The following is a 17805-nucleotide window of genomic DNA, read 5'->3' as shown; positions in this document are numbered from 1 at the left end:
CTGCGGGTTGAGCCCGTCGAAACCCATCCCGGGTCTCGACAGGCTCAACCCGCACCGGGCTGGGACCGCAGCGGCTCAGGCGCCCGCCGCCGCCCGCTCGAGCATCGGCTTCGTCGCGAGCAGCCCGAGCCACACGACCCCGATGCCGGCCGCGAGCACGCCGGCGATGACCGCGAGCGAGAGCGGCGCGACGATGATCGCCGCGCCCGTGAGGGGCAGCATCACGACGGCCGCGGTCACCGCGGAGCCGATCGCGGTGATGCGCAGCGGCGACATGACCGCTCGACGCCGCGCCGAGTCCATGGTCGGCGTCGGCATGCCGAGCATGTCGAGCGAGCGGTAGAGCTCCCCGCGATCGAGGATGCCGGCCGCCTGGTTCACGCCGACCGAGCTCGCAACCATGAGGAACGAACCGATCACCGTGATGAGGATGCCGGTGCGGATGTCAGCGAACAGCTGCATCGACTGGGCGTCACCGGTCTCGCCGAACGAGCCGAGCAGCGCGATGCCGGTGCCGGCGAACACGGCCATGAAGCTCGTCATCGCGACGCCCGAGACCTGGCGCCATGCCGCCTTCGGCGACTCGAGCACCGAGCGTGCCGCGAGGAGTCGCGCCGGCGTCTTCGCGCGTCGTGCCTGCGACTGCGCGACGAGGCGGATCACCCACGGGCCGATGAGGTTCAGCACGGCGATGGTGCCGCCGAACGCGAGCCCGAGCATCGCGAGGATGACGAGCACCGAACCCGCCACCTGCAGCACGGCCATCATGAGGAACGCGAGCGCGATGACCGCGACGCCGATGACGATGCGCAGCCAGTGCAGTTTCGGGGCGTCCTGCTTCGTGCGCACGCCGAGCGGCGAGATGACGACCTGGCGGAGACCGAGCACGGCGCTCGCCGCGGCGAGCAGCACGACGCCCGTGAACACCGCGGCGAGCGCGGGCAGGCCGAGCAGCACGCCGTCGACACCGAGCGCCTCGCCGCGGAACGGGATGAGCGCGATGAGCGGCACGAGGAGGAAGTACAGCACCACGCCGGCGAGCGCGCCGACCGCGGCGAGCACGACCGACTCGAGCACGGCGAGGGCCGAGACGGTCGCCGGGGTCGCGCCGAGCAGACGTAGGGTCGCGAGCCGGTCGTCACGGCGGCGGGCCGAGAGCCGAGCGGCGGCGCCGCCGAGCGAGGCGAGCGGCACCACGAGCAGCACGAGGGCGATGACCGCGAGCGCCTGGTAGGTCACGCCGAAGTCGTCGGTCCACGTCCAGAACGTCTGGGCGCCGCCGAGCACGACGAGCAGCAGTGACGTGACGATCGCGAAGGCGGTGACGGGCAGGAGGCTCGCCGCGGCGCCGGCGGATCCGGGCCGGGCGAGCAGCCACGCGACGCGGGCGATCACGCGGCGACCCCGGGCACGCGCTCGCCCACGATGCGGCCGTCGCGCATGTCGACGATGCGGGAGCACCGCCCCGCGACATCCGCGTCGTGCGTGACGACGACGAGGGTGCGGCCCTGACCGGTGGTCGAGTCGAGCAGCGCCTGCATCACCTCGGCCGAGGTGGCCGAGTCGAGCGCGCCGGTCGGCTCGTCGGCGAAGACGACGGATGCCCCGGTCACCTGCGCCCGCGCGATCGCGACGCGCTGCGCCTGGCCGCCCGAGAGCTGGCCGATGCGGCGGTCCTCCATGCCGGCGAGGCCGAGGGCGGCGAGCCAGCCGCGCCCGTACTCCTCGGCGCGGGCGCGCGGCATGCCGTTCAGCATGAGGGCGAGCGCGACGTTCTCGACCGCCGTGAGCTCGGGAATCAGGAGTCCCTGCTGGAAGACGAAGCCGTACGCCTCGCGGCGCAGCCGCGAGCGCTCGCGCTCGCTGAGGGCCGTGACGTCGACCCGCCCGGCGCCCGACTGGAAGCCGACCGTGCCGGCATCGGGGCGGGTGATGCCGGCGAGGCAGTGCAGCAGTGTCGTCTTGCCCGAGCCCGAGGCGCCCATGATGGCGATCGCCTCCCCGGTGCGCACCTGGAGGTCGACGCCCGCGAGGGCGTGCGTCTGGCCGAACGACTTGCTGAGGCCGGATGCCTCGATCACGAAGGAACTCATACTCTCGAGCCTGCCGGGGCGGGCCGGGGCGGCGCGTCGGTCGCGCGCCGTATTCGCGCGGCCCCGCGTCATCCTCCCGGATGACGGCGCCCGCCGGGCAGACGGATGCGGCGCGGCATCCGACCCCCACCGGATGCCGCGCCGCGGCTTGATGCCCGTTCGATCAGCGGGGCGTGGCCCGCCGGATCACGAGGTACCCGCCGATGGCGCAGACCACCGCCAGCCCCAGGACGATGCTGAAGCCGCCCACGATGCCGATGCTGCCGAACCATTCGAACAGGGCCATCCAGCTGCCGCTGAACGTGAAGATCGCGATGAAGGCCAGGAACAGGGCGATCGCGCTGAACGTCACGATCATCATGCCCCGCATGCGCCAGCGCATGTACACCGTCGTGACACTCGCGCCGATGAACAACACGAGCAGCTGCATCGCCAACGTCGAATAGAAGTCGGTGAGCCACCCCTGCTGCCCGTACCAGAGCGAGTCGAACATGGCGATGCCGATGCCCCAGCCGTTCGTCGCCTTCTCGATCTGCACGAGCGTGGCGATCGCAACCGCGTTCAGGAACGAGACGATGCCGAACATGGCGCTCGTCCCGAGCCAGAAGTCGCGTCGGGTCGTGCCGAAGCCCAGTGCGAACGAGAACGTCAGGCCGATCGCCTGAACACCGACGACCACGAGGTACCACTGGGGCGAGAGCACCGCCCAGCTGTAGCGCATGCCCCTGGCCATGTCGTCGGCCGGCCCGCCCGCACCCGTGATGATGAGCCCGACGATCATCATGACCGCCCAAGCGGACCCGAGGATGATCCACGGGATCCCGAAGAACACCGAGGGGTTGATGGCGTGCAGGCGAACGATGCGCCAGATCTCGTGGGCCCGCGAGCGGGCTTCGGTGCGCACGATCGGCTGATCGATGACGGCACTCATGCTGCGACCTCCCGGTCGGTCGTGTCGGCACTCAGGTCGGTGCCGGTCATGTGGATGATGAGCTGCTGGAGCGAGACGGGTGCGAGTTCGAGTCCGAGCTCAGCGGCCTTGATGCGCTCGCCCTGGTCGAGACGGCCGTCGATGGTGGCGGATGCCAGTCCGCCGAGGCCTTCGCGCCCGATGACGGGCCGATCGGCCACGAACGACTCGACCGCGGCTCGCGGACCCGCGACGGTCGTCGCCGACCCGCGCAGTTCGTCGGCGTCGCGATCGAAGAGGATGCGGCCCTGGTCGATCAGGATGACGTGCTCGAGCAGGTTCGCGACCTCGTCGATCAGGTGGGTCGAGAGCACGATCGTGCGCGGGTGCTCCGCGTAGTCCTCGAGCAGGCGATCGTAGAAGATGTGGCGGGCCACGGCGTCGAGCCCGAGGTAGGGCTCGTCGAAGAACGTGAGCGGCGAGCGGCTCGCGAGACCCACGATGACGCCGACGGCTGAGAGCTGGCCGCGCGAGAGCTTCTTGATGTAGCGGTTCAGCGGCAGGCGGAAGTCGGCGATGAGCTGCTCCGCGAACGCGGCATCCCAGTTCTCGAAGAACCACGGCGCCGCCTTGAACACGTGCGCGGCCTTGAAGCTGTCGGGGTAGCGCTGCGACTCGGCGATGAAGCACATCTGGCGCAGCACGTCGGCGTGTTCGGCGGGCTCGCGGCCGAAGACGTCGAGCGTGCCCCCATCGGGGAACAACTGGCCGGTGAGCAGCTGCATGATCGTCGTCTTGCCCGCCCCGTTCCGCCCGAGGAGGCCGTAGATGCGGTTCTCCTCGAGCGTGAAGTCGACCGCGTCGACGGCCGTGAACGAGCCGTAGCGCTTCGTGAGGCCGGTGGCGCGCACCACTGTGCCGGTCATGAGTTGATCCTTTCCGCGCGGAGCATGCCCGCGAGTTCGTCGATGCCGATGCCGAGCTTCTCGGCCTCGATGATGAGTGGTCTGAGGTATTCGGCGGCGAAGCCCGCCCGCCGGCGCTCGATGAGCCGTTCGCGGGCGCCGGTCGTCACGAACATGCCGATGCCCCTTCGCTTCTCCACGATGCCGTCGTCGACAAGGCGGGTCACCCCCTTCAATGCGGTGGCCGGGTTGACGCGCAGGAACGCCGCGAACTCGTTCGTCGAGGGGATCTGGCCACCTTCCGGCAGCGTGCCCTCGATGATGTCGTTCTCGATCTGTTCTGCGATCTGGATGAAGATCGGACGCGATTCGTCCATACCCGCCCAACTGTCTGCCGTGTTCCTGCTGCGCCGAACCTTGGTTGGTTCATTACTTGTGTAACTAACCAACCATGCTCGTGCGCGCCTGTCAACCCCGAGTTCTGTCGTGCAGGCACGCGCGCCAGCCCGCCAGCCGGTCGAGTAGGCGCGCCAGCGCCGTATCGAGACCGCCACGTGGTCTCGATACGCTCCTGCGTCGCTACTCGACCGACGAATTTCCCGCCCGGCGCGGCAGGCGCAGGCGGCCCTGCGCGAGCAGGATGCCGAGGAGCACGAGCACGGCCCCGATCGGCTCGTGCCACGAGAAGCGCTCGCCGAGCAGCAGCACCCCGAGGGCGACGCCCACCACGGGCGTGACGTACGTGACCGTCGACGCGTTCGTCGGGCCCCAGGCCCGCAGCACGTTGATGTTCCAGATGTAGGCGAGCCCGGTGCCGAGCACGCCGAGGGCGAGCAGCGAGCCGACGATCGCGAGGTCGAGCTCGACCGGCTGCCAGGCGATCACGGGGGTCAGCACGAGCATGATCGCGCCCGCGATGCCGATGTTGAGGAAGGCGAACGTCGCCGGCGCGATCGGCCGCGTGCTCAGGAACTTGCGGGTGTACCCGAACGTGAAGCCGTAGCAGACGGCCGCCCCGAGGCAAGCGAGCTGACCGAGGAGGCTGCCGGTGAGCGCGGCGTACTGCCACGGACCGATGATCACGACGACGCCCGCGATGCCGACGAGCACCCCGGCCCACTGCGCGGCGGCGAGCTTCTCGACGCGGAACGCGAGGGTCGCCATGAGTGCCGTCGTGATGGGGGTGACGGCGTTGTAGATCGAGGCGAGGCTCGACGAGACGTGCAGTTCGGCCCAGGCGAAGAGCATGTGGGGCACGACGCATCCGCTGATCGCGATGACCGCGAAGTGCAGCCACACGATCGGCTGCCGCGGCAGCACCGGCCCGCGCTCCCCCGCCGGCGACGTGACGCGCGGCCGCATGACGAGCACGATGACCCCGAGCGTGAGGCCGCCGAGCACGAGTCGCGACCATGCGACCTGCGTAAAGGCGACCCCCTCGAGGGCGACCTTCATGAAGAGGAAGCTGGCACCCCAGACCACGCCCATGCCGAGGAACTGCAGCCACGTCGACAGCCGGTTCGGCTGCGACGAAGCGGATGCCGCGGCGACGGCGTTCGGTGCGGTGCTGGTGCTCACCGGTCGAGCGTACGCCCGGCCACCGACCACCCGACACGGCTGCCGGGGTGCTTGTCCGGAATCCGCCGAAGCTCGGCAGCCGCGGCATCCGCCCTCGGTCGCCCGCCCGGATTCCCCGGTGCGTCGGCACCGTCGCGACCCTAGTCTGGAAGCCATGACCAGCCATTTCGATGTCGTCGTCCTCGGCGCGGGTCCCGGCGGCTACGTCGCCGCGGTGCGCGCCGCCCAACTCGGCCTGAGCGTGGCCGTGATCGAGGAGAAGTACTGGGGCGGAGTCTGCCTCAACGTCGGGTGCATCCCCTCGAAGGCGCTGCTGCGCAACGCCGAGCTCGCCCACATCTTCCACGACCAGGCCGCCACGTTCGGCATCTCGGGCGACGTGCACTTCGACTTCGGCGTCGCGTTCGACCGCAGCCGCCAGGTGTCGGAGAAGCACGTCAAGGGCGTGCACTTCCTGATGAAGAAGAACGGCATCACCGAGTTCGACGGGCGAGGCTCGTTCACCGGCCCCAACGCGATCGACATCGCGAAGTCCGACGGCACGACCGAGCAGGTCACGTTCGCGAACGCGATCATCGCGACCGGCTCGCGCGTGCGCCTGCTGCCCGGCGTGCAGCTCTCGCAGAACGTCGTGACCTACGAGTCGCAGATCCTCACCCGCGACCTGCCCCGCTCGATCGCGATCGTCGGCGCCGGGGCCATCGGCATGGAGTTCGCCTACGTGCTGAAGAACTACGGCGTCGAGGTCACGGTCATCGAGTTCCTCGACCGGGCGCTGCCGAATGAAGACGTCGAGGTCTCGAAGGAGATCACCCGCCAGTACCGCAACCTCGGCGTGCCGATCCTCACGTCGACGAAGGTCGGGTCGGTCGTCGACAACGGCGCGTCCGTCACCGTCTCGTACACCGCGTCCAACGGGCAACCGGGCACGCTCGAGGTCGACAAGGTGCTCATGGCCGTGGGCTTCGCGCCGAACGTCGAGGGCTTCGGCCTCGAGGCGGCCGGCGTCGCCCTCACCGAACGCGGCGCGATCGGCATCGACGAGCGCATGCGCACGAACGTTCCGCACATCTTCGCGATCGGCGACGTCACCGCGAAGCTCATGCTCGCCCATGTCGCCGAGGCGCAGGGCGTCGTCGCCGCCGAGACCATCGGCGACGCCGAGACCATGGAACTGGGCGACTACCGAATGATGCCGCGCGCCACGTTCTGCTCGCCGCAGGTCGCGAGCTTCGGGCTGACCGAACAGCAGGCCCGCGACGAGGGCTACGACGTGGTCGTCTCGAAGTTCCCGTTCAGCGCCAACGGCAAGGCGAACGGGCTCGGCGAGCCCATCGGGTTCGTGAAGCTCGTCGCCGACGCGAAGCACCTCGAGCTGCTCGGCGGCCACCTCATCGGGCCCGACGTCTCCGAACTGCTGCCCGAGCTCACCCTCGCGCAGAAGTGGGACCTCGGCGCGCTCGAGCTCGCACGCAACGTGCACACCCACCCCACCCTGTCGGAGGCACTGCAGGAGACGTTCCACGGCCTCGCGGGGCACATGATCAACATGTAGAACCGGGTGATCGCCAGTCGCTGCTCGCCGAGGAACACGGGGCGCACTGGTCAGTCCGCCTTGCAGGACGACCTCGACCAGGTTCGGCACTGTATCCGTGCCGCACCAGTGTCGGACACGACGGCACTACCTCCCATTCGCGGCCGACGTCACACGGCTCAGGCAGCCGGTACGGTTGCGCCTATGGAACCCGACCAGCAGATCCTCCTCATTTCGATCGCCAGCTGGGCCGCGGCCGCGCTCGGCCTCCTCATCGCTCTGCTGCTGACGTACGTCGTCATCAGGCAGGGAGTGTTCCACGGGCTCCGGGCTCACACGCGCTGGATCGACGAAGGCAAGCGTTGACCGCGGGCGCGAGCCTCGAAGCCTACCCGTGACGTGCCGGTCGAAAGTCCACGTGAAGCGACGAGTTGGCCTCGCGTCAAGCCGGAACGACGCCGGACCAACCCAGGTCCTGTCGCGCTAGCCGAGGCGGAGGCCGAACTTGTCAGCCTCACCCGCGACAAGGAACGGGCGGCCGCCCGGTTTGTCTTTTGGCAGGTTGATCCAGCCCCAGAGTATGAACGATGCGCCGGCAAGATCGGCGATGTCATCGATCTTCTTCGCCGTCATGACCTGCTCGAGCACCTCCTTGGTCATCAGAAGGTTCGGTAGCCCCTTGGCGGTGTACAGCCACGCGCCGCCTCGGTCGTCGGCTTCGCCTGCGAAGAGCACGGTTCCCCAATAGAGATGCCGGCGACGGTGGTGTTGCTTCGTGACCTGGTTGAGCTCGACGCAGTAGCGGTGCACAGTCGTCGTCGTGTTGTCCTCGAGCCTCAGCTCGTAGTCGCTGTCGGCGAAGTCGGGTCGGTGGAGGAGTGCACCGAGGAGGCTGCTCATCTGGATCGTTCCGAGCGTGCGTCCCGCCTCGCCATCCTTGCTGTAGCGCCGCGCGTTCCCGGCGCCTTCCTCGGCTTCAGGATCATGTTCGACGTGGTCCTGAGCGGCACCCCGGGAGCGATCCGGCACCAGACGAACGATGCCGTCCTCTGCTTCGCGTCGTGCCGCTTCAGCGAGGTCGGCATGATCCGTCTCGCCGGCGCTTGTCGCGAGCGTGCAGCCATCCTTGTGTGGGCGCGCGCCGAAATAGTACGAGGTTCCGCTGAGGCGCTTCCGAACGAAATAGGCGGCGGCCTGACATTCTTCGCACTCGAGCTCGCCACGGTACCGGGCAAGCACGGCGGTCGGAAGCTTCGCGAACTCCTCAGCCCCGTAGCCGCGCCCGGTCGGTGTGTGCTTCGCGCGATCCATGTGTCTGAGCTACCCCCATGTTCATGTCCCCTGCCTGAACGTGCCAGCATGCCACCCACCACCGACATGAGGCTCGCCGCCGGCGGCTCGAGCAACGACGAATCGCCCCCTTCTCGGCTTGCGGCAAGAGCGATCGCGTGTCGCGACAGCCGGCGCATGTCGATGCCACGGCGCCGCGTTCCGGCGTTGCGCCGCGGCATCCGCTCGGTTCGACTGAGATCATCGGCCCATGTCGTCAGTGGCGGGCCTGCTCATTCCGGACAACCGGCGGAACCCTGCGGTCGAGCTGCTCGACCAGCTCGACCTCGATCACGGCGACGTGCGTGCCAAGCGCACGGGCTTCGTGATCATGCTGCTCCTCTCGGCGGTCATCGCGATCGCGGGCATCATCGGCGACTCCACGGCCACGGTCATCGGGGCGATGATCATCGCCCCGCTCTCGACGCCGATCCTCGGCATCGCGGCGGGCATCGTGACGGGCCGGGCATCACTCGTCGGCCGCTCGGTGCTCTGGCTCGTCGGCGGCATGGTCGCCGTCGTCGTGCTCGGCATGCTGCTCTCGTACACCCTGCCCGACCCCCAGCAGCTCACGACGAACCCGCAGGTCACGAGTCGCACGGCGCCAACCCTCATGGACCTGCTCGCCGCGTTCGCGACCGGCCTCGCCGGGGCGTTCGCGATGTGCCGGCGCGACCTCAGCAACATCCTGCCGGGCGTCGCGATCTCGATCTCGCTCGTGCCGCCGCTCGGCGTGGTCGGCGTGAGCCTCGGCCAGGGGCAGTTCGACGCGGCCTTCGGCGCCTCGATGCTGTTCCTCTCGAACGTCGTCGCGCTCATCATCGCCGGGTCGCTCGTCTTCACCCTCGCCGGCTACCCGCGCGACCCCGAGGCCGTCGTCGACGCGAACCGCCGGCGCGCGTACACGATCGTCGGGGTGCTCACCGCGGTGGTCGCGATCCCGCTGGTCGTGAACTCGCTCATCATCGCGTTCGTCGCCTCGTGGACCGTGACCCTGCACTCCGTCACGAACGACTGGCTCGACGGCACGAAGGGCGCCTCGATCACGGGCGTCAGCTGGAACGGCCTGCAGGCCACGGTCGGGGTCGAGAGCCCTGGCGGCGAACTGCCGCCGCTCGAGACGTACAAGGACGATCTCGCCGGCAAGCTGCCGTCGTACGTCTCGGTGAGCCTCGACGTGAAGTCGGGCAGCCAGGTCGAGGTGCGCTGAGCGGGGCTTCACCCCCGGCACGAACGACGAGGGCGGATGCCGCAGCGTGCTGCTGCGGCATCCGCCTCTTCATCGACGACACGGCACGGGCAGGCGTTCCCGCCGCGTCGAAGTGGGTTCCCGGCGACGAGTGGGACTTCTCGCCGCCGGGAGGTTCTCAGTGCTGCGTCGCCTTCTCGGCTCCCACGCCGGTGAGCGAGCGCACCTCCATCTCGGATTGCTTCGCGGGGTCCTCCTTCTTCTTGTCGAGCACCGTGCCCAGCCAGCCCAGGAAGAAGGCCAGCGGGATCGAGACGATGCCGGGGTTCGAGAGCGGGAAGATCGCGAAGTCGATCGACTCGGTCTTCAGCATCGACGTCTCGGAGCCCGAGACGACCGGCGAGAAGATGATGAGGATGATCGCCGACGCGAGGCCGCCGTACATGCTCCAGAGTGCGCCCTGCGTGGTGAAGCGCTTCCAGAACAGCGAGTAGACGATCGTCGGCAGGTTCGCGGATGCCGCGACCGCGAACGCGAGCGCCACGAGGAACGCCACGTTCTGGCCGTTGGCCCCGATGCCGCCGATGATCGCCACGATGCCGATGATGACGACCGTGCGACGAGCGACCTTGACCTCGGCGCCCGGTGCCGGCTTGCCCTTCTTCACGACGCTCGCGTAGATGTCGTGGGCGAAGGAGGCCGCCGCCGTGATCGTGAGGCCCGCCACCACCGCGAGGATCGTCGCGAACGCGATCGCCGAGATGAGGCCGAGGAGCAGCGGCCCGCCGAGCTCGAACGCGAGCAGCGGGGCTGCTGAGTTCGGGCCGCCGGGTGCTGCCGCGATGACGTCGGCGCCGACGAGGGCCGCTGCGCCGTAGCCGAGCACGAGGGTGAACACGTAGAAGATGCCGATGAGCCAGATCGCCCAGACGACCGACTTGCGGGCCTCCTTCGCGGTGGGCACCGTGTAGAAGCGCATGAGCACGTGCGGCAGGGCCGCGGTGCCGAGCACGAGCGCGAGGCCGAGCGAGAGGAAGTCGACCTTCGCGATCTCGGAGACGCCGTACTTCAGGCCCGGGTTCAGGATCTCGGGGTTGCCCGTCGCGGCGACCGCGTTGTCGAGCAGGGTCGAGAAGTTGAAGCCGTTGATCGCGAGCACCCAGACGGTCATCACGCCGGCGCCTGCGATGAGCAGGATCGCCTTGATGATCTGCACCCAGGTGGTGCCCTTCATGCCGCCGATGAGCACGTAGAGGATCATGAGCGCGCCGACCACGGTGATGACGAGCGCCTGGCCGAGCTGGTCTCCGACGCCGAGGAGCAGCGAGACGAGACCGCCGGCTCCGGCCATCTGGGCGAGCAGGTAGAAGAAGCAGACGACGAGCGTCGTGGTCGCCGCCGCGATGCGCACCGGCTTCTGCTTCAGTCGGAACGAGAGCACGTCCGCCATCGTGAACTTGCCCGTGTTGCGGAGCAGCTCGGCGACGAGCAGCAGTGCGACGAGCCACGCCACGAGGAACCCGATCGAGTAGAGGAACCCGTCGTAGCCCGTGATCGCGATCGCGCCGACGATGCCGAGGAACGACGCCGCCGAGAGGTAGTCTCCGGCGATCGCCGAGCCGTTCTGACCACCCGTGAACGAGCGGCCGGCGGCGTAGTAGTCGGCAGCGGTCTTGTTGTTGCGGCTCGCGCGGAACACGATGATCATCGTGATCGCGACGAAGGCGCCGAAGATGGCGATGTTGAGCCAGGGCTCGCCGGGCGAGGAGCTCGCGGCTTCGAAGTGCAGCATCAGCGGGTCGCCTCCTCTGCGGTGAACGTCGCGCCCGTCTCGATCTCATGGCGGATCTCCTCGGCGATGGGGTCGAGCTCCTTGTTGGCGTAGCGCACGTACCAGGTGGTCACGGCGAAGGTCGTCACGACCTGCGCGAGACCGAGCAGGATCGCGACGTTGATGCTGCCGAACACTGGCGTCGACATGAAGTCGTGCGCGTAGCCGGCCAGCAGCACGTACGCGAGGTACCAGACGAGGCATGCGGCCAGCACGGGGAAGACGAACCTCCGGTGCTTCGAACGCAGTCGCTGGAACTCTTCGGATTGTTGCACCGCGCGGTAGTCGACGGGTGGGGCCGTCGCGGTCTCCGCGCTCAGGGCTTCGTTGCCCATGGCGAGTCTCCTTCGGGGTCGTGGCGGGGCGGGGGCCCGGCCGCCTGCAGGATGCAGTGGGGCAACTCTCGCGCGCTCGCGCGTCGGCGTGGGGTCGGTACCGTTCGTCGTCGCCGAACGGCGTTCACGGTGCGACGAACGGCGGATGCGCGACGACGAGCGAGCGGCCGGGCGCGAGCGGTTACGCTGTCGTGCATGTCCGAGTCGATGCTGCTCGCCGCCGCCCTCGGCGTGGTCGGCGGGGCACTCGCGGTCGGACTCGTCGTGTTCCTGCGCCGCATCGTGCTGAGCTCGAAGGAACTCGGCACCGACGCCGAGCAGGCGACCTACCAGACGCTGCACCTCGCCTCGCAGGCGGCGAAGCACCTGCGAGGCGGCATCGACGAACTCGACGCGGCACGGGCGGGCAAGCACCTCCGTGCGCTGCTCGGCTGCGACAGCCTCGCGATCGTCGACCGTTCGGGCACGATCGCGATCGACGGCGATGAGGCCGTGCGCGCCGTCGCCGAGCGGCTCGCCGCCGCGGCCATCGCCGGAGGACGTCAGCAGGTGCAGCGCCGCATCCCGATCGGCGCATGGGAGACGGATGCGGTCGTGGCTCCCATCCTCGGCAGCACCGGCGCACTCGGCGCGATCGTCGCCTTCGCCTCCCCCGTGCGGGCCGGCCTCGTGCGTGCGACCGGCGAGGTCGCCGACTGGGTGGCCGCGCAGGTCGAGCTCGGCGAGCTCGACGCGTCGCGCGCCGCTCTGGCGGAGGCCGAGGTGCGGGCGCTGCGCGCGCAGATCAGCCCGCATTTCATCTACAACTCGCTGAACGCGATCGCCTCGTTCATCAACACCGACCCGGCGCAGGCGCGCGAACTCGTGCTCGAGTTCGCCGACTTCACCCGGTACTCGTTCCGCCGGCACGGCGACTTCACGACCGTCGCAGAAGAGCTGCGCTCCATCGACAGCTACCTGCGCCTCGAGCGCGCCCGCTTCGGCGAGCGCCTGAAGGTCACCCTGCAGATCGCCCCCGAGGTGCTCTCGACGGTGGTGCCGTTCCTCTCGATCCAGCCGCTCGTCGAGAACGCCGTGCGGCACGGGCTCGAGTCGAAGGAAGGTGGCGGGCGCATCACGATCACGGCCGCCGACTCCGGCGCGTTCGCCGAGATCACCGTGGAGGACGACGGCGTCGGCATCGACCCTGAGGTGCTCGCCGCAGTGCTCGCCGGCGGCCCGGCGGACGCCGAGCACGTGGGGCTCCGCAACGTCGACGCACGCCTGCGACAGGTCTACGGCGACGAGCTCGGACTCGTGGTCGAGACGGGCGTCGGCGTCGGCACGCTCGTGCGCATGCGGGTGCCGAAGTCGGGGCCGCGACGCCCCTCGTCGGCCGGAACCCCCGATGGGAGACTTGAGCCATGATCTCCGTGCTCATCGCCGACGACGAGCAGCCCGCCATCGACGAGCTCGCCTACCTGCTCGGGCAGGACCCGCGCATCGGCGTGATCCACCAGGCATCGTCGGGGTCGGAGGCGATCCGCCTGCTGACGCGCGAACCGGTCGACGCCGCGTTCCTCGACATCCACATGCCCGGGCTCACGGGATTCGACCTGGCACGGGCGCTCGCCAGGTTCGAGCACCGCCCCGTGCTCGTCTTCGTCACCGCCGATGAAGAGGGCGCGCTCGAGGCGTTCGACCTCGCCGCGGTCGACTACCTGCTGAAGCCCGTGCGAACCGAGCGGCTGCACCGCTCGGTCGGCCGCATCGTCGAGGCGCTGAAGGCGGGGGCCGCCAGCCAGACCGCGGCCGGGGCGACGCCCGAACCCGAGATGATCGCCGTCACGCTCGGCGGCACCACCCGCATGATCCGCCGCGACGATGTGCGCTACGTGCAGGCGCAGGGCGACTACGCCCGGCTGCACACCGAAGAGGCGAGCTACCTCGTGCGGGTGCCGCTCAGCGACCTCGAGCGGCAGTGGGCCGACTCGGGCTTCGTGCGGGTGCACCGCTCGTACCTCGTGTCGCTCGCGCACCTCAGCCGCATCCGGCTGGGCTCCGACCACCCGAGCGTCACGGTCGGCCAGGCCGAGCTGCCCGTGAGCCGGCGGCTGCTGCCGGCGCTCCGCGACCGGCTCGACCAGACGATCATCCGCCCGAGATCATGAACGACGAGCCCGCACCCGGACGGGTTCGCGTCACCGCTCCGCGACCGGGCGGGGGCGGGGCATCCGCTCGCCCATCTCCGCCGCACGGCGCCGGGCCGACGAGCGACATCGCGGGGGTCTACGTGCGCTCGCTCATCCGCTCGCAGTTGCGGCTCGCGGTCGTCTTCGCCATCGGCTTCGCGGCGGCCACCGCGCTCTTCGTGCTCGCCATCGCGCTCGTGCCCGACCTCGACTCGAGCTTCGTGTTCGGCGTGCCGGCGTCGTGGCTGCTGCTCGGCGTGGGCATCTACCCGCTGACCCTGACGGTCGCCGGCCTCTACGTGCGCGCGGCCTCGCGGAACGAGTCGCGCTACCGCTCGCTCACGGAGGCGGAGTGAACCCCGTCATCGGCTACGCCGCGATCGCCGCCGTCGCCCTCACCTCGGCGCTGATCGGCTTCTACGGGCTGCGGGTCTCGCGCACGACGAGCGACTTCTACGTCGCCTCGCGCACCGTGCGGCCGTGGTGGAACGCCTCGGCCATCGGCGGCGAGTATCTCTCGGCGGCCTCGTTCCTCGGCATCGCCGGACTCATCCTGCTGCAGGGCGCCGGTGGGCTGTGGTTCCCGATCGGCTACACGGCCGGATACCTCATGCTCCTGCTCTTCGTGGCGGCGCCGCTCCGCCGTTCGGGGGCGTACACGATCCCCGACTTCACCGAGGCACGCCTCGAGTCGACGACGGCCAGGCGCGTGACCTCGACGCTCGTCATCGTGATCGGCTGGTTCTACATCGTGCCGCAGCTGCAGGGCGCGGCCCTCACCGTGCGCATCACGACGGGACTGCCCTCGTGGGTCGGCTCCGTCGCAGTCGCCGTGCTCGTCGCGGTCATCGTCGCCGCGGGCGGCATGCGCTCGATCACCTTCGTGCAGGCCTTCCAGTTCTGGCTGAAGCTCACCGCGCTCGCGGTTCCCGTCGTGGCGTTGCTCCTCATCGTCGGCGGGGGCGAGCCGCCCGCCCGGCTCACGCCCGCCGAGGCGTTCCCTCCGGCCGCCGGCCCGGGCGACCTCGACGTCTACCGCACGGTCTCGCTCATGGTGGCGCTGCTCCTCGGCACCCTCGGGTTGCCGCACGTGCTCGTGCGCTTCTACACGAACCCCGACGGCGTCGCCGCCCGCCGCACGACCGTCATCGTGCTCGCCCTGCTCTCGGTGTTCTACCTGTTCCCGACCGCGTTCGGTCTGCTCGGGCGGGCCTTCGCCCCCGACCTCGCGGCGCCAGGCGAGGCCGACGCGCTCATCCTGCTGCTGCCCGGCCGACTCGTGCCGGGCATCTGGGGCGAGCTGCTCACGGCTCTCGTCATCGCGGGTGCGTTCGGCGCCTTCCTCTCGACCTCGTCCGGGCTCGTCGTCTCGCTCGCCGGCGTGATCAGCCAGGACCTGCTCGGCGGCAGCGTGCGCGGCTTCCGCATCGCGGCCGTCGTCTCGTCGCTGATCCCGCTCGTCGTGGCGCTCTCAACGGAGTCGGCCGGTCTCGCCGGCAGCGTCGGGCTCGTCTTCGCGTTCACGGCGTCGACCCTCTGCCCCATGCTGATCCTCGGCATCTGGTGGCGAGGGCTCACCGCGCGAGGGGCGATCGCGGGCATGCTCACGGGCGCACTGCTCTCGGGGGCCGCCATCCTCGGCGGCCCGCTGCTCTCGGCTGCGGTGCCCGCGCTGCGCCCGTTCCTCGAGCAGCCCGCCGCATGGACCGTGCCACTCGCCGTGCTCGTGACCGTGCTCGTCTCGCGCGGCGACCACCGGGGCATCCCGCGCGGCACCGACGCGTTCCTCACCCGACTGCATGTTCCGGAGCGGCGCGTGCACTGACTCCGGCGACCGAGGCACCGACGCGTGCGCCCGATCCACGCCGCAGCACGAGCAGGTGCGCTGACCGACCTCGCCGAATATGCTGGTCGCCATGCTTCGGGGGAATCGCATGCTCATCGCCGGTCTCACCGGCCTCATCGCCGCAGCCGTCATGACGACGGTCGCAATCACACCGGCGTCGGCCGCCACGACCGCGAGTTGGGCGGCCTGGGCGCCGCTCACCGGCGCCGGCGGTGCCTTCCAGACCACGATGACGCTCGCGGGGCAGCCCGCCCTCGCCGCCTCGGTCACGAGCGACTCACGGGCCGGTCAGGTGGGGGTCATCTCCGGAGCATCCGCTTGGCTCTCGCAGGGCACGCCTGTCGGCGCGAAGTACGGGTCGAGCCAGAACCAGCCCTACCTGAACCTCCGCCCGAAGGCCGACACGCCTGCGGGCGCCTCGACCACGACGTACTCGTTCCCGACGCCGACCCCGTCGTCGAACTGGACCTTCGTGCTCGGCGACATCGACGCCGACCAGGTGCGCATCGCTGCCGTCGGGGCCGACGGTGCGGCGCTCACGGCCGAAGAGCTCGGGTTCCAGGGCGGGTTCAACTACTGCGCTCCGGGCGTCGTCGGCAAGCCCTCGTGCACGGGCGACGCGACCGACGTTCCGAGCTGGGATCCCGCGAAGCTCACGCTCACGGGCAACGCGGCCGCCGCCGACACGAGCGGGGCATCCGGGTGGTTCGAGCCCTCCGTGCCGATCAGCTCCCTCTCGTTCTTCTTCACGCGTCGCTCCGGCCTGCCGGTCTACCAGACCTGGTTCGCCTCGCTCGCGCGCGACATCACCGGCACGGTCACCGACGCCGGCACGGGTCCGGTCGACGGGGTCGCCCTCAACCTGATCGATGGCGATGGCACCGTCGTCGGCACCACGACCACGGCCGGCGGCGGCCTCTACGACTTCCCGGGCTTCTTCGCGACCGACGGGTACACCGTCGAGGCGGTGCTGCCCGCCGGCAAGATCGCGGTCGACGCCTCCCGCAAGCCGGCCGATCTGTCGACCGCCGACGCCGTGGTCGACTTCGAGATCCGCGACATCGTGCCGGTCGCCGTCTCGGGCAACGTCTCGGATTCCGAGGGCAACCCGATGTCAGGCGTCACCGTCTCCATCGGCGATGTCACGACGACGACCGACTCGAACGGCGACTACCTCTTCGACACCGTGCCGCTGGGCACCTACACGGCGACGATCACGACGCCCGAGGGATACACCATCACGACGAGCCCTCCGCCGTTCGCCGTGCCCGACGGCGTCGAGACGCCGATCACCGATGTCGACTTCGTGGTCGCCGCGAACCCGTCGCTCTCGGGCACCGTCACCGCCGCAGGTGCCGGAGTGCCCGGCGTCACCATCACCGCGACCGGCCCGGGCGGCACCCTCTCGACCGTCACCGGCGCCGATGGCAGCTACCGCTTCCCGCTCCTTCCGGCGGGCGAGTACACGATCGAGATGACGACGCCCGATGGCTCCATCGCGGTGGGGCCCGCGACGCGAAGCGAGTCGGTGGCGGCAGATGACGTGACCGGCGTCGACTTCGCCCTCGCGAAGACCGGCAGCATCGAGGGCGCGGTCGCCACCGACGACGGCACCCCGTTCCCCGGCGCGACCATCACGATCACCGGCCCCGACGGGTCGACGCCGATCTCGAGCGGGCCCGACGGCACCTACGCGGCTGACGCGCTGCCGCCGGGCGAGTACACGTTGACCATGACCGTGCCCACCGGATACACCGCGGTCGGCCCCACGACGCTCACCGTCACCATCACCGAGGCCGGCGAGGTGTTCAGCGACCGGGACTTCGTGCTGCTCGCGGATGCGCCGACCCCGACCACGCCGCCGACCCCGCCGCCCAGCACGCCGCCGGCAGGCGGCTCGACGCCCGCAGGCACGCTGCCGGCCACCGGCGTGGACCCCGCCTTCGGCCTCGCGGCTTGGATCGCCCTCGGCGCCCTCGCCGCCGGTGCCTCGGCGATGGTGACGCCCCGCCTGCGCCGCCGCACGATGCGCTGAGCCGAGCGCCCGCCCGAGAGACGACGAGAGCCCCCGGGTAGACTCGCCC

Annotated in this window: 17 protein-coding genes; 8 read left to right on the top strand and 9 right to left on the bottom strand. The window is 70.1% G+C overall.

The features are described 5' to 3' along the window. Window positions 1-75 precede the first annotated feature (75 nt). From JOE59_RS17535 to JOE59_RS17510, 6 genes are all read right to left on the bottom strand, one after another. Window positions 76-1395, bottom strand: coding sequence for an FtsX-like permease family protein (locus tag JOE59_RS17535; RefSeq protein WP_204462798.1), 1320 nt, complete (start codon window positions 1393-1395; stop codon window positions 76-78). Then, a complete protein-coding gene (locus tag JOE59_RS17530) occupies window positions 1392-2093 on the bottom strand; it encodes an ABC transporter ATP-binding protein (RefSeq protein ID WP_204462796.1) in 702 nt (233 codons plus the stop codon). Before JOE59_RS17530 ends, JOE59_RS17535 begins: the two co-directional genes overlap by 4 nt. A 163-nt stretch (window positions 2094-2256) precedes the next feature. Next, window positions 2257-3024 (bottom strand): hypothetical protein, encoded by a 768-nt coding sequence (locus tag JOE59_RS17525; RefSeq protein ID WP_204462794.1) that lies wholly within the window; start codon window positions 3022-3024, stop codon window positions 2257-2259. Beyond that, a complete protein-coding gene (locus tag JOE59_RS17520; protein WP_204462792.1) occupies window positions 3021-3929 on the bottom strand; it encodes an ABC transporter ATP-binding protein in 909 nt (302 codons plus the stop codon). Before JOE59_RS17520 ends, JOE59_RS17525 begins: the two co-directional genes overlap by 4 nt. Next, complete coding sequence (locus JOE59_RS17515; RefSeq protein ID WP_204463466.1) at window positions 3926-4285, bottom strand: GntR family transcriptional regulator; 360 nt, start codon at window positions 4283-4285, stop codon at window positions 3926-3928. The genes JOE59_RS17520 and JOE59_RS17515 overlap by 4 nt, the downstream gene beginning before the upstream one ends. A 202-nt stretch (window positions 4286-4487) precedes the next feature. Then, window positions 4488-5423 (bottom strand): DMT family transporter, encoded by a 936-nt coding sequence (locus tag JOE59_RS17510; protein ID WP_275581256.1) that lies wholly within the window; start codon window positions 5421-5423, stop codon window positions 4488-4490. A 217-nt stretch (window positions 5424-5640) separates the two neighbouring features. Here JOE59_RS17510 and lpdA point away from each other — a divergent pair, with 217 nt between their 5' ends. Then, entirely contained in the window at window positions 5641-7041 is a 1401-nt protein-coding gene (gene lpdA / locus JOE59_RS17505) for a dihydrolipoyl dehydrogenase (RefSeq protein WP_204462788.1), read from the top strand. A gap of 183 nt (window positions 7042-7224) precedes the next feature. After that, the gene (locus JOE59_RS17500) at window positions 7225-7386 is read left to right on the top strand and encodes a hypothetical protein (protein WP_204462786.1); all 162 of its coding nucleotides are present in this window, start codon (window positions 7225-7227) and stop codon (window positions 7384-7386) included. 117 nt (window positions 7387-7503) lie between these two features. Here JOE59_RS17500 and JOE59_RS17495 read toward each other — a convergent pair whose 3' ends face one another. Further along, the gene (locus JOE59_RS17495; protein ID WP_204462784.1) at window positions 7504-8331 is read right to left on the bottom strand and encodes a hypothetical protein; all 828 of its coding nucleotides are present in this window, start codon (window positions 8329-8331) and stop codon (window positions 7504-7506) included. Between the two features lie 229 nt (window positions 8332-8560). Between JOE59_RS17495 and JOE59_RS17490 the strand changes: the two genes are divergently transcribed. Then, on the top strand, window positions 8561-9559 hold the full coding sequence (locus tag JOE59_RS17490; protein WP_204462782.1) for a TIGR00341 family protein: 999 nt from the start codon (window positions 8561-8563) through the stop codon (window positions 9557-9559). Window positions 9560-9716: 157 nt separating this feature from the next. On the opposite strand, the gene JOE59_RS17485 is transcribed toward JOE59_RS17490, so the two are convergent. Then, the gene (locus tag JOE59_RS17485) at window positions 9717-11330 is read right to left on the bottom strand and encodes a monocarboxylic acid transporter (RefSeq protein ID WP_204462780.1); all 1614 of its coding nucleotides are present in this window, start codon (window positions 11328-11330) and stop codon (window positions 9717-9719) included. Continuing rightward, on the bottom strand, window positions 11330-11704 hold the full coding sequence (locus JOE59_RS17480) for a DUF485 domain-containing protein (RefSeq protein ID WP_204462778.1): 375 nt from the start codon (window positions 11702-11704) through the stop codon (window positions 11330-11332). Before JOE59_RS17480 ends, JOE59_RS17485 begins: the two co-directional genes overlap by 1 nt. Window positions 11705-11899: 195 nt before the next feature. Between JOE59_RS17480 and JOE59_RS17475 the strand changes: the two genes are divergently transcribed. From JOE59_RS17475 to JOE59_RS17455, 5 genes are all read left to right on the top strand, one after another. Further along, entirely contained in the window at window positions 11900-13111 is a 1212-nt protein-coding gene (locus JOE59_RS17475; protein WP_204462776.1) for a sensor histidine kinase, read from the top strand. Further along, window positions 13108-13854: a LytR/AlgR family response regulator transcription factor gene (locus JOE59_RS17470; RefSeq protein ID WP_204462774.1), complete on the top strand. Its 747-nt coding sequence runs from the start codon at window positions 13108-13110 to the stop codon at window positions 13852-13854. The genes JOE59_RS17475 and JOE59_RS17470 overlap by 4 nt, the downstream gene beginning before the upstream one ends. Then, window positions 13851-14231 (top strand): DUF485 domain-containing protein, encoded by a 381-nt coding sequence (locus JOE59_RS17465; protein ID WP_204462772.1) that lies wholly within the window; start codon window positions 13851-13853, stop codon window positions 14229-14231. Before JOE59_RS17470 ends, JOE59_RS17465 begins: the two co-directional genes overlap by 4 nt. Continuing rightward, a complete protein-coding gene (locus tag JOE59_RS17460; protein ID WP_204462770.1) occupies window positions 14228-15700 on the top strand; it encodes a sodium/solute symporter in 1473 nt (490 codons plus the stop codon). The genes JOE59_RS17465 and JOE59_RS17460 overlap by 4 nt, the downstream gene beginning before the upstream one ends. Before the next feature lie 91 nt (window positions 15701-15791). Then, entirely contained in the window at window positions 15792-17756 is a 1965-nt protein-coding gene (locus tag JOE59_RS17455) for an MSCRAMM family protein (protein ID WP_239560366.1), read from the top strand. Window positions 17757-17805: the final 49 nt, after the last annotated feature.

The organism is Agromyces cerinus, from assembly GCF_016907835.1.
GTDB lineage: Bacteria > Actinomycetota > Actinomycetes > Actinomycetales > Microbacteriaceae > Agromyces > Agromyces nitratus.
Note: the sequence above shows the minus strand (reverse complement) of the source record. Positions and strands in the feature narration are given on the sequence as shown.

Coding starts and splice junctions, on each gene's coding strand:
- JOE59_RS17470 (WP_204462774.1), top strand. CDS start 13,108: ATGATCTCCGTGCTCATCGCCGACGACGAGCAGCCCGCCATCGACGAG.
- JOE59_RS17515 (WP_204463466.1), bottom strand. CDS start 4,285: ATGGACGAATCGCGTCCGATCTTCATCCAGATCGCAGAACAGATCGAG.
- lpdA (WP_204462788.1), top strand. CDS start 5,641: ATGACCAGCCATTTCGATGTCGTCGTCCTCGGCGCGGGTCCCGGCGGC.
- JOE59_RS17495 (WP_204462784.1), bottom strand. CDS start 8,331: ATGGATCGCGCGAAGCACACACCGACCGGGCGCGGCTACGGGGCTGAG.
- JOE59_RS17475 (WP_204462776.1), top strand. CDS start 11,900: ATGTCCGAGTCGATGCTGCTCGCCGCCGCCCTCGGCGTGGTCGGCGGG.
- JOE59_RS17525 (WP_204462794.1), bottom strand. CDS start 3,024: ATGAGTGCCGTCATCGATCAGCCGATCGTGCGCACCGAAGCCCGCTCG.
- JOE59_RS17455 (WP_239560366.1), top strand. CDS start 15,792: ATGCTTCGGGGGAATCGCATGCTCATCGCCGGTCTCACCGGCCTCATC.
- JOE59_RS17500 (WP_204462786.1), top strand. CDS start 7,225: ATGGAACCCGACCAGCAGATCCTCCTCATTTCGATCGCCAGCTGGGCC.
- JOE59_RS17490 (WP_204462782.1), top strand. CDS start 8,561: ATGTCGTCAGTGGCGGGCCTGCTCATTCCGGACAACCGGCGGAACCCT.
- JOE59_RS17485 (WP_204462780.1), bottom strand. CDS start 11,330: ATGCTGCACTTCGAAGCCGCGAGCTCCTCGCCCGGCGAGCCCTGGCTC.
- JOE59_RS17465 (WP_204462772.1), top strand. CDS start 13,851: ATGAACGACGAGCCCGCACCCGGACGGGTTCGCGTCACCGCTCCGCGA.
- JOE59_RS17530 (WP_204462796.1), bottom strand. CDS start 2,093: ATGAGTTCCTTCGTGATCGAGGCATCCGGCCTCAGCAAGTCGTTCGGC.
- JOE59_RS17480 (WP_204462778.1), bottom strand. CDS start 11,704: ATGGGCAACGAAGCCCTGAGCGCGGAGACCGCGACGGCCCCACCCGTC.
- JOE59_RS17520 (WP_204462792.1), bottom strand. CDS start 3,929: ATGACCGGCACAGTGGTGCGCGCCACCGGCCTCACGAAGCGCTACGGC.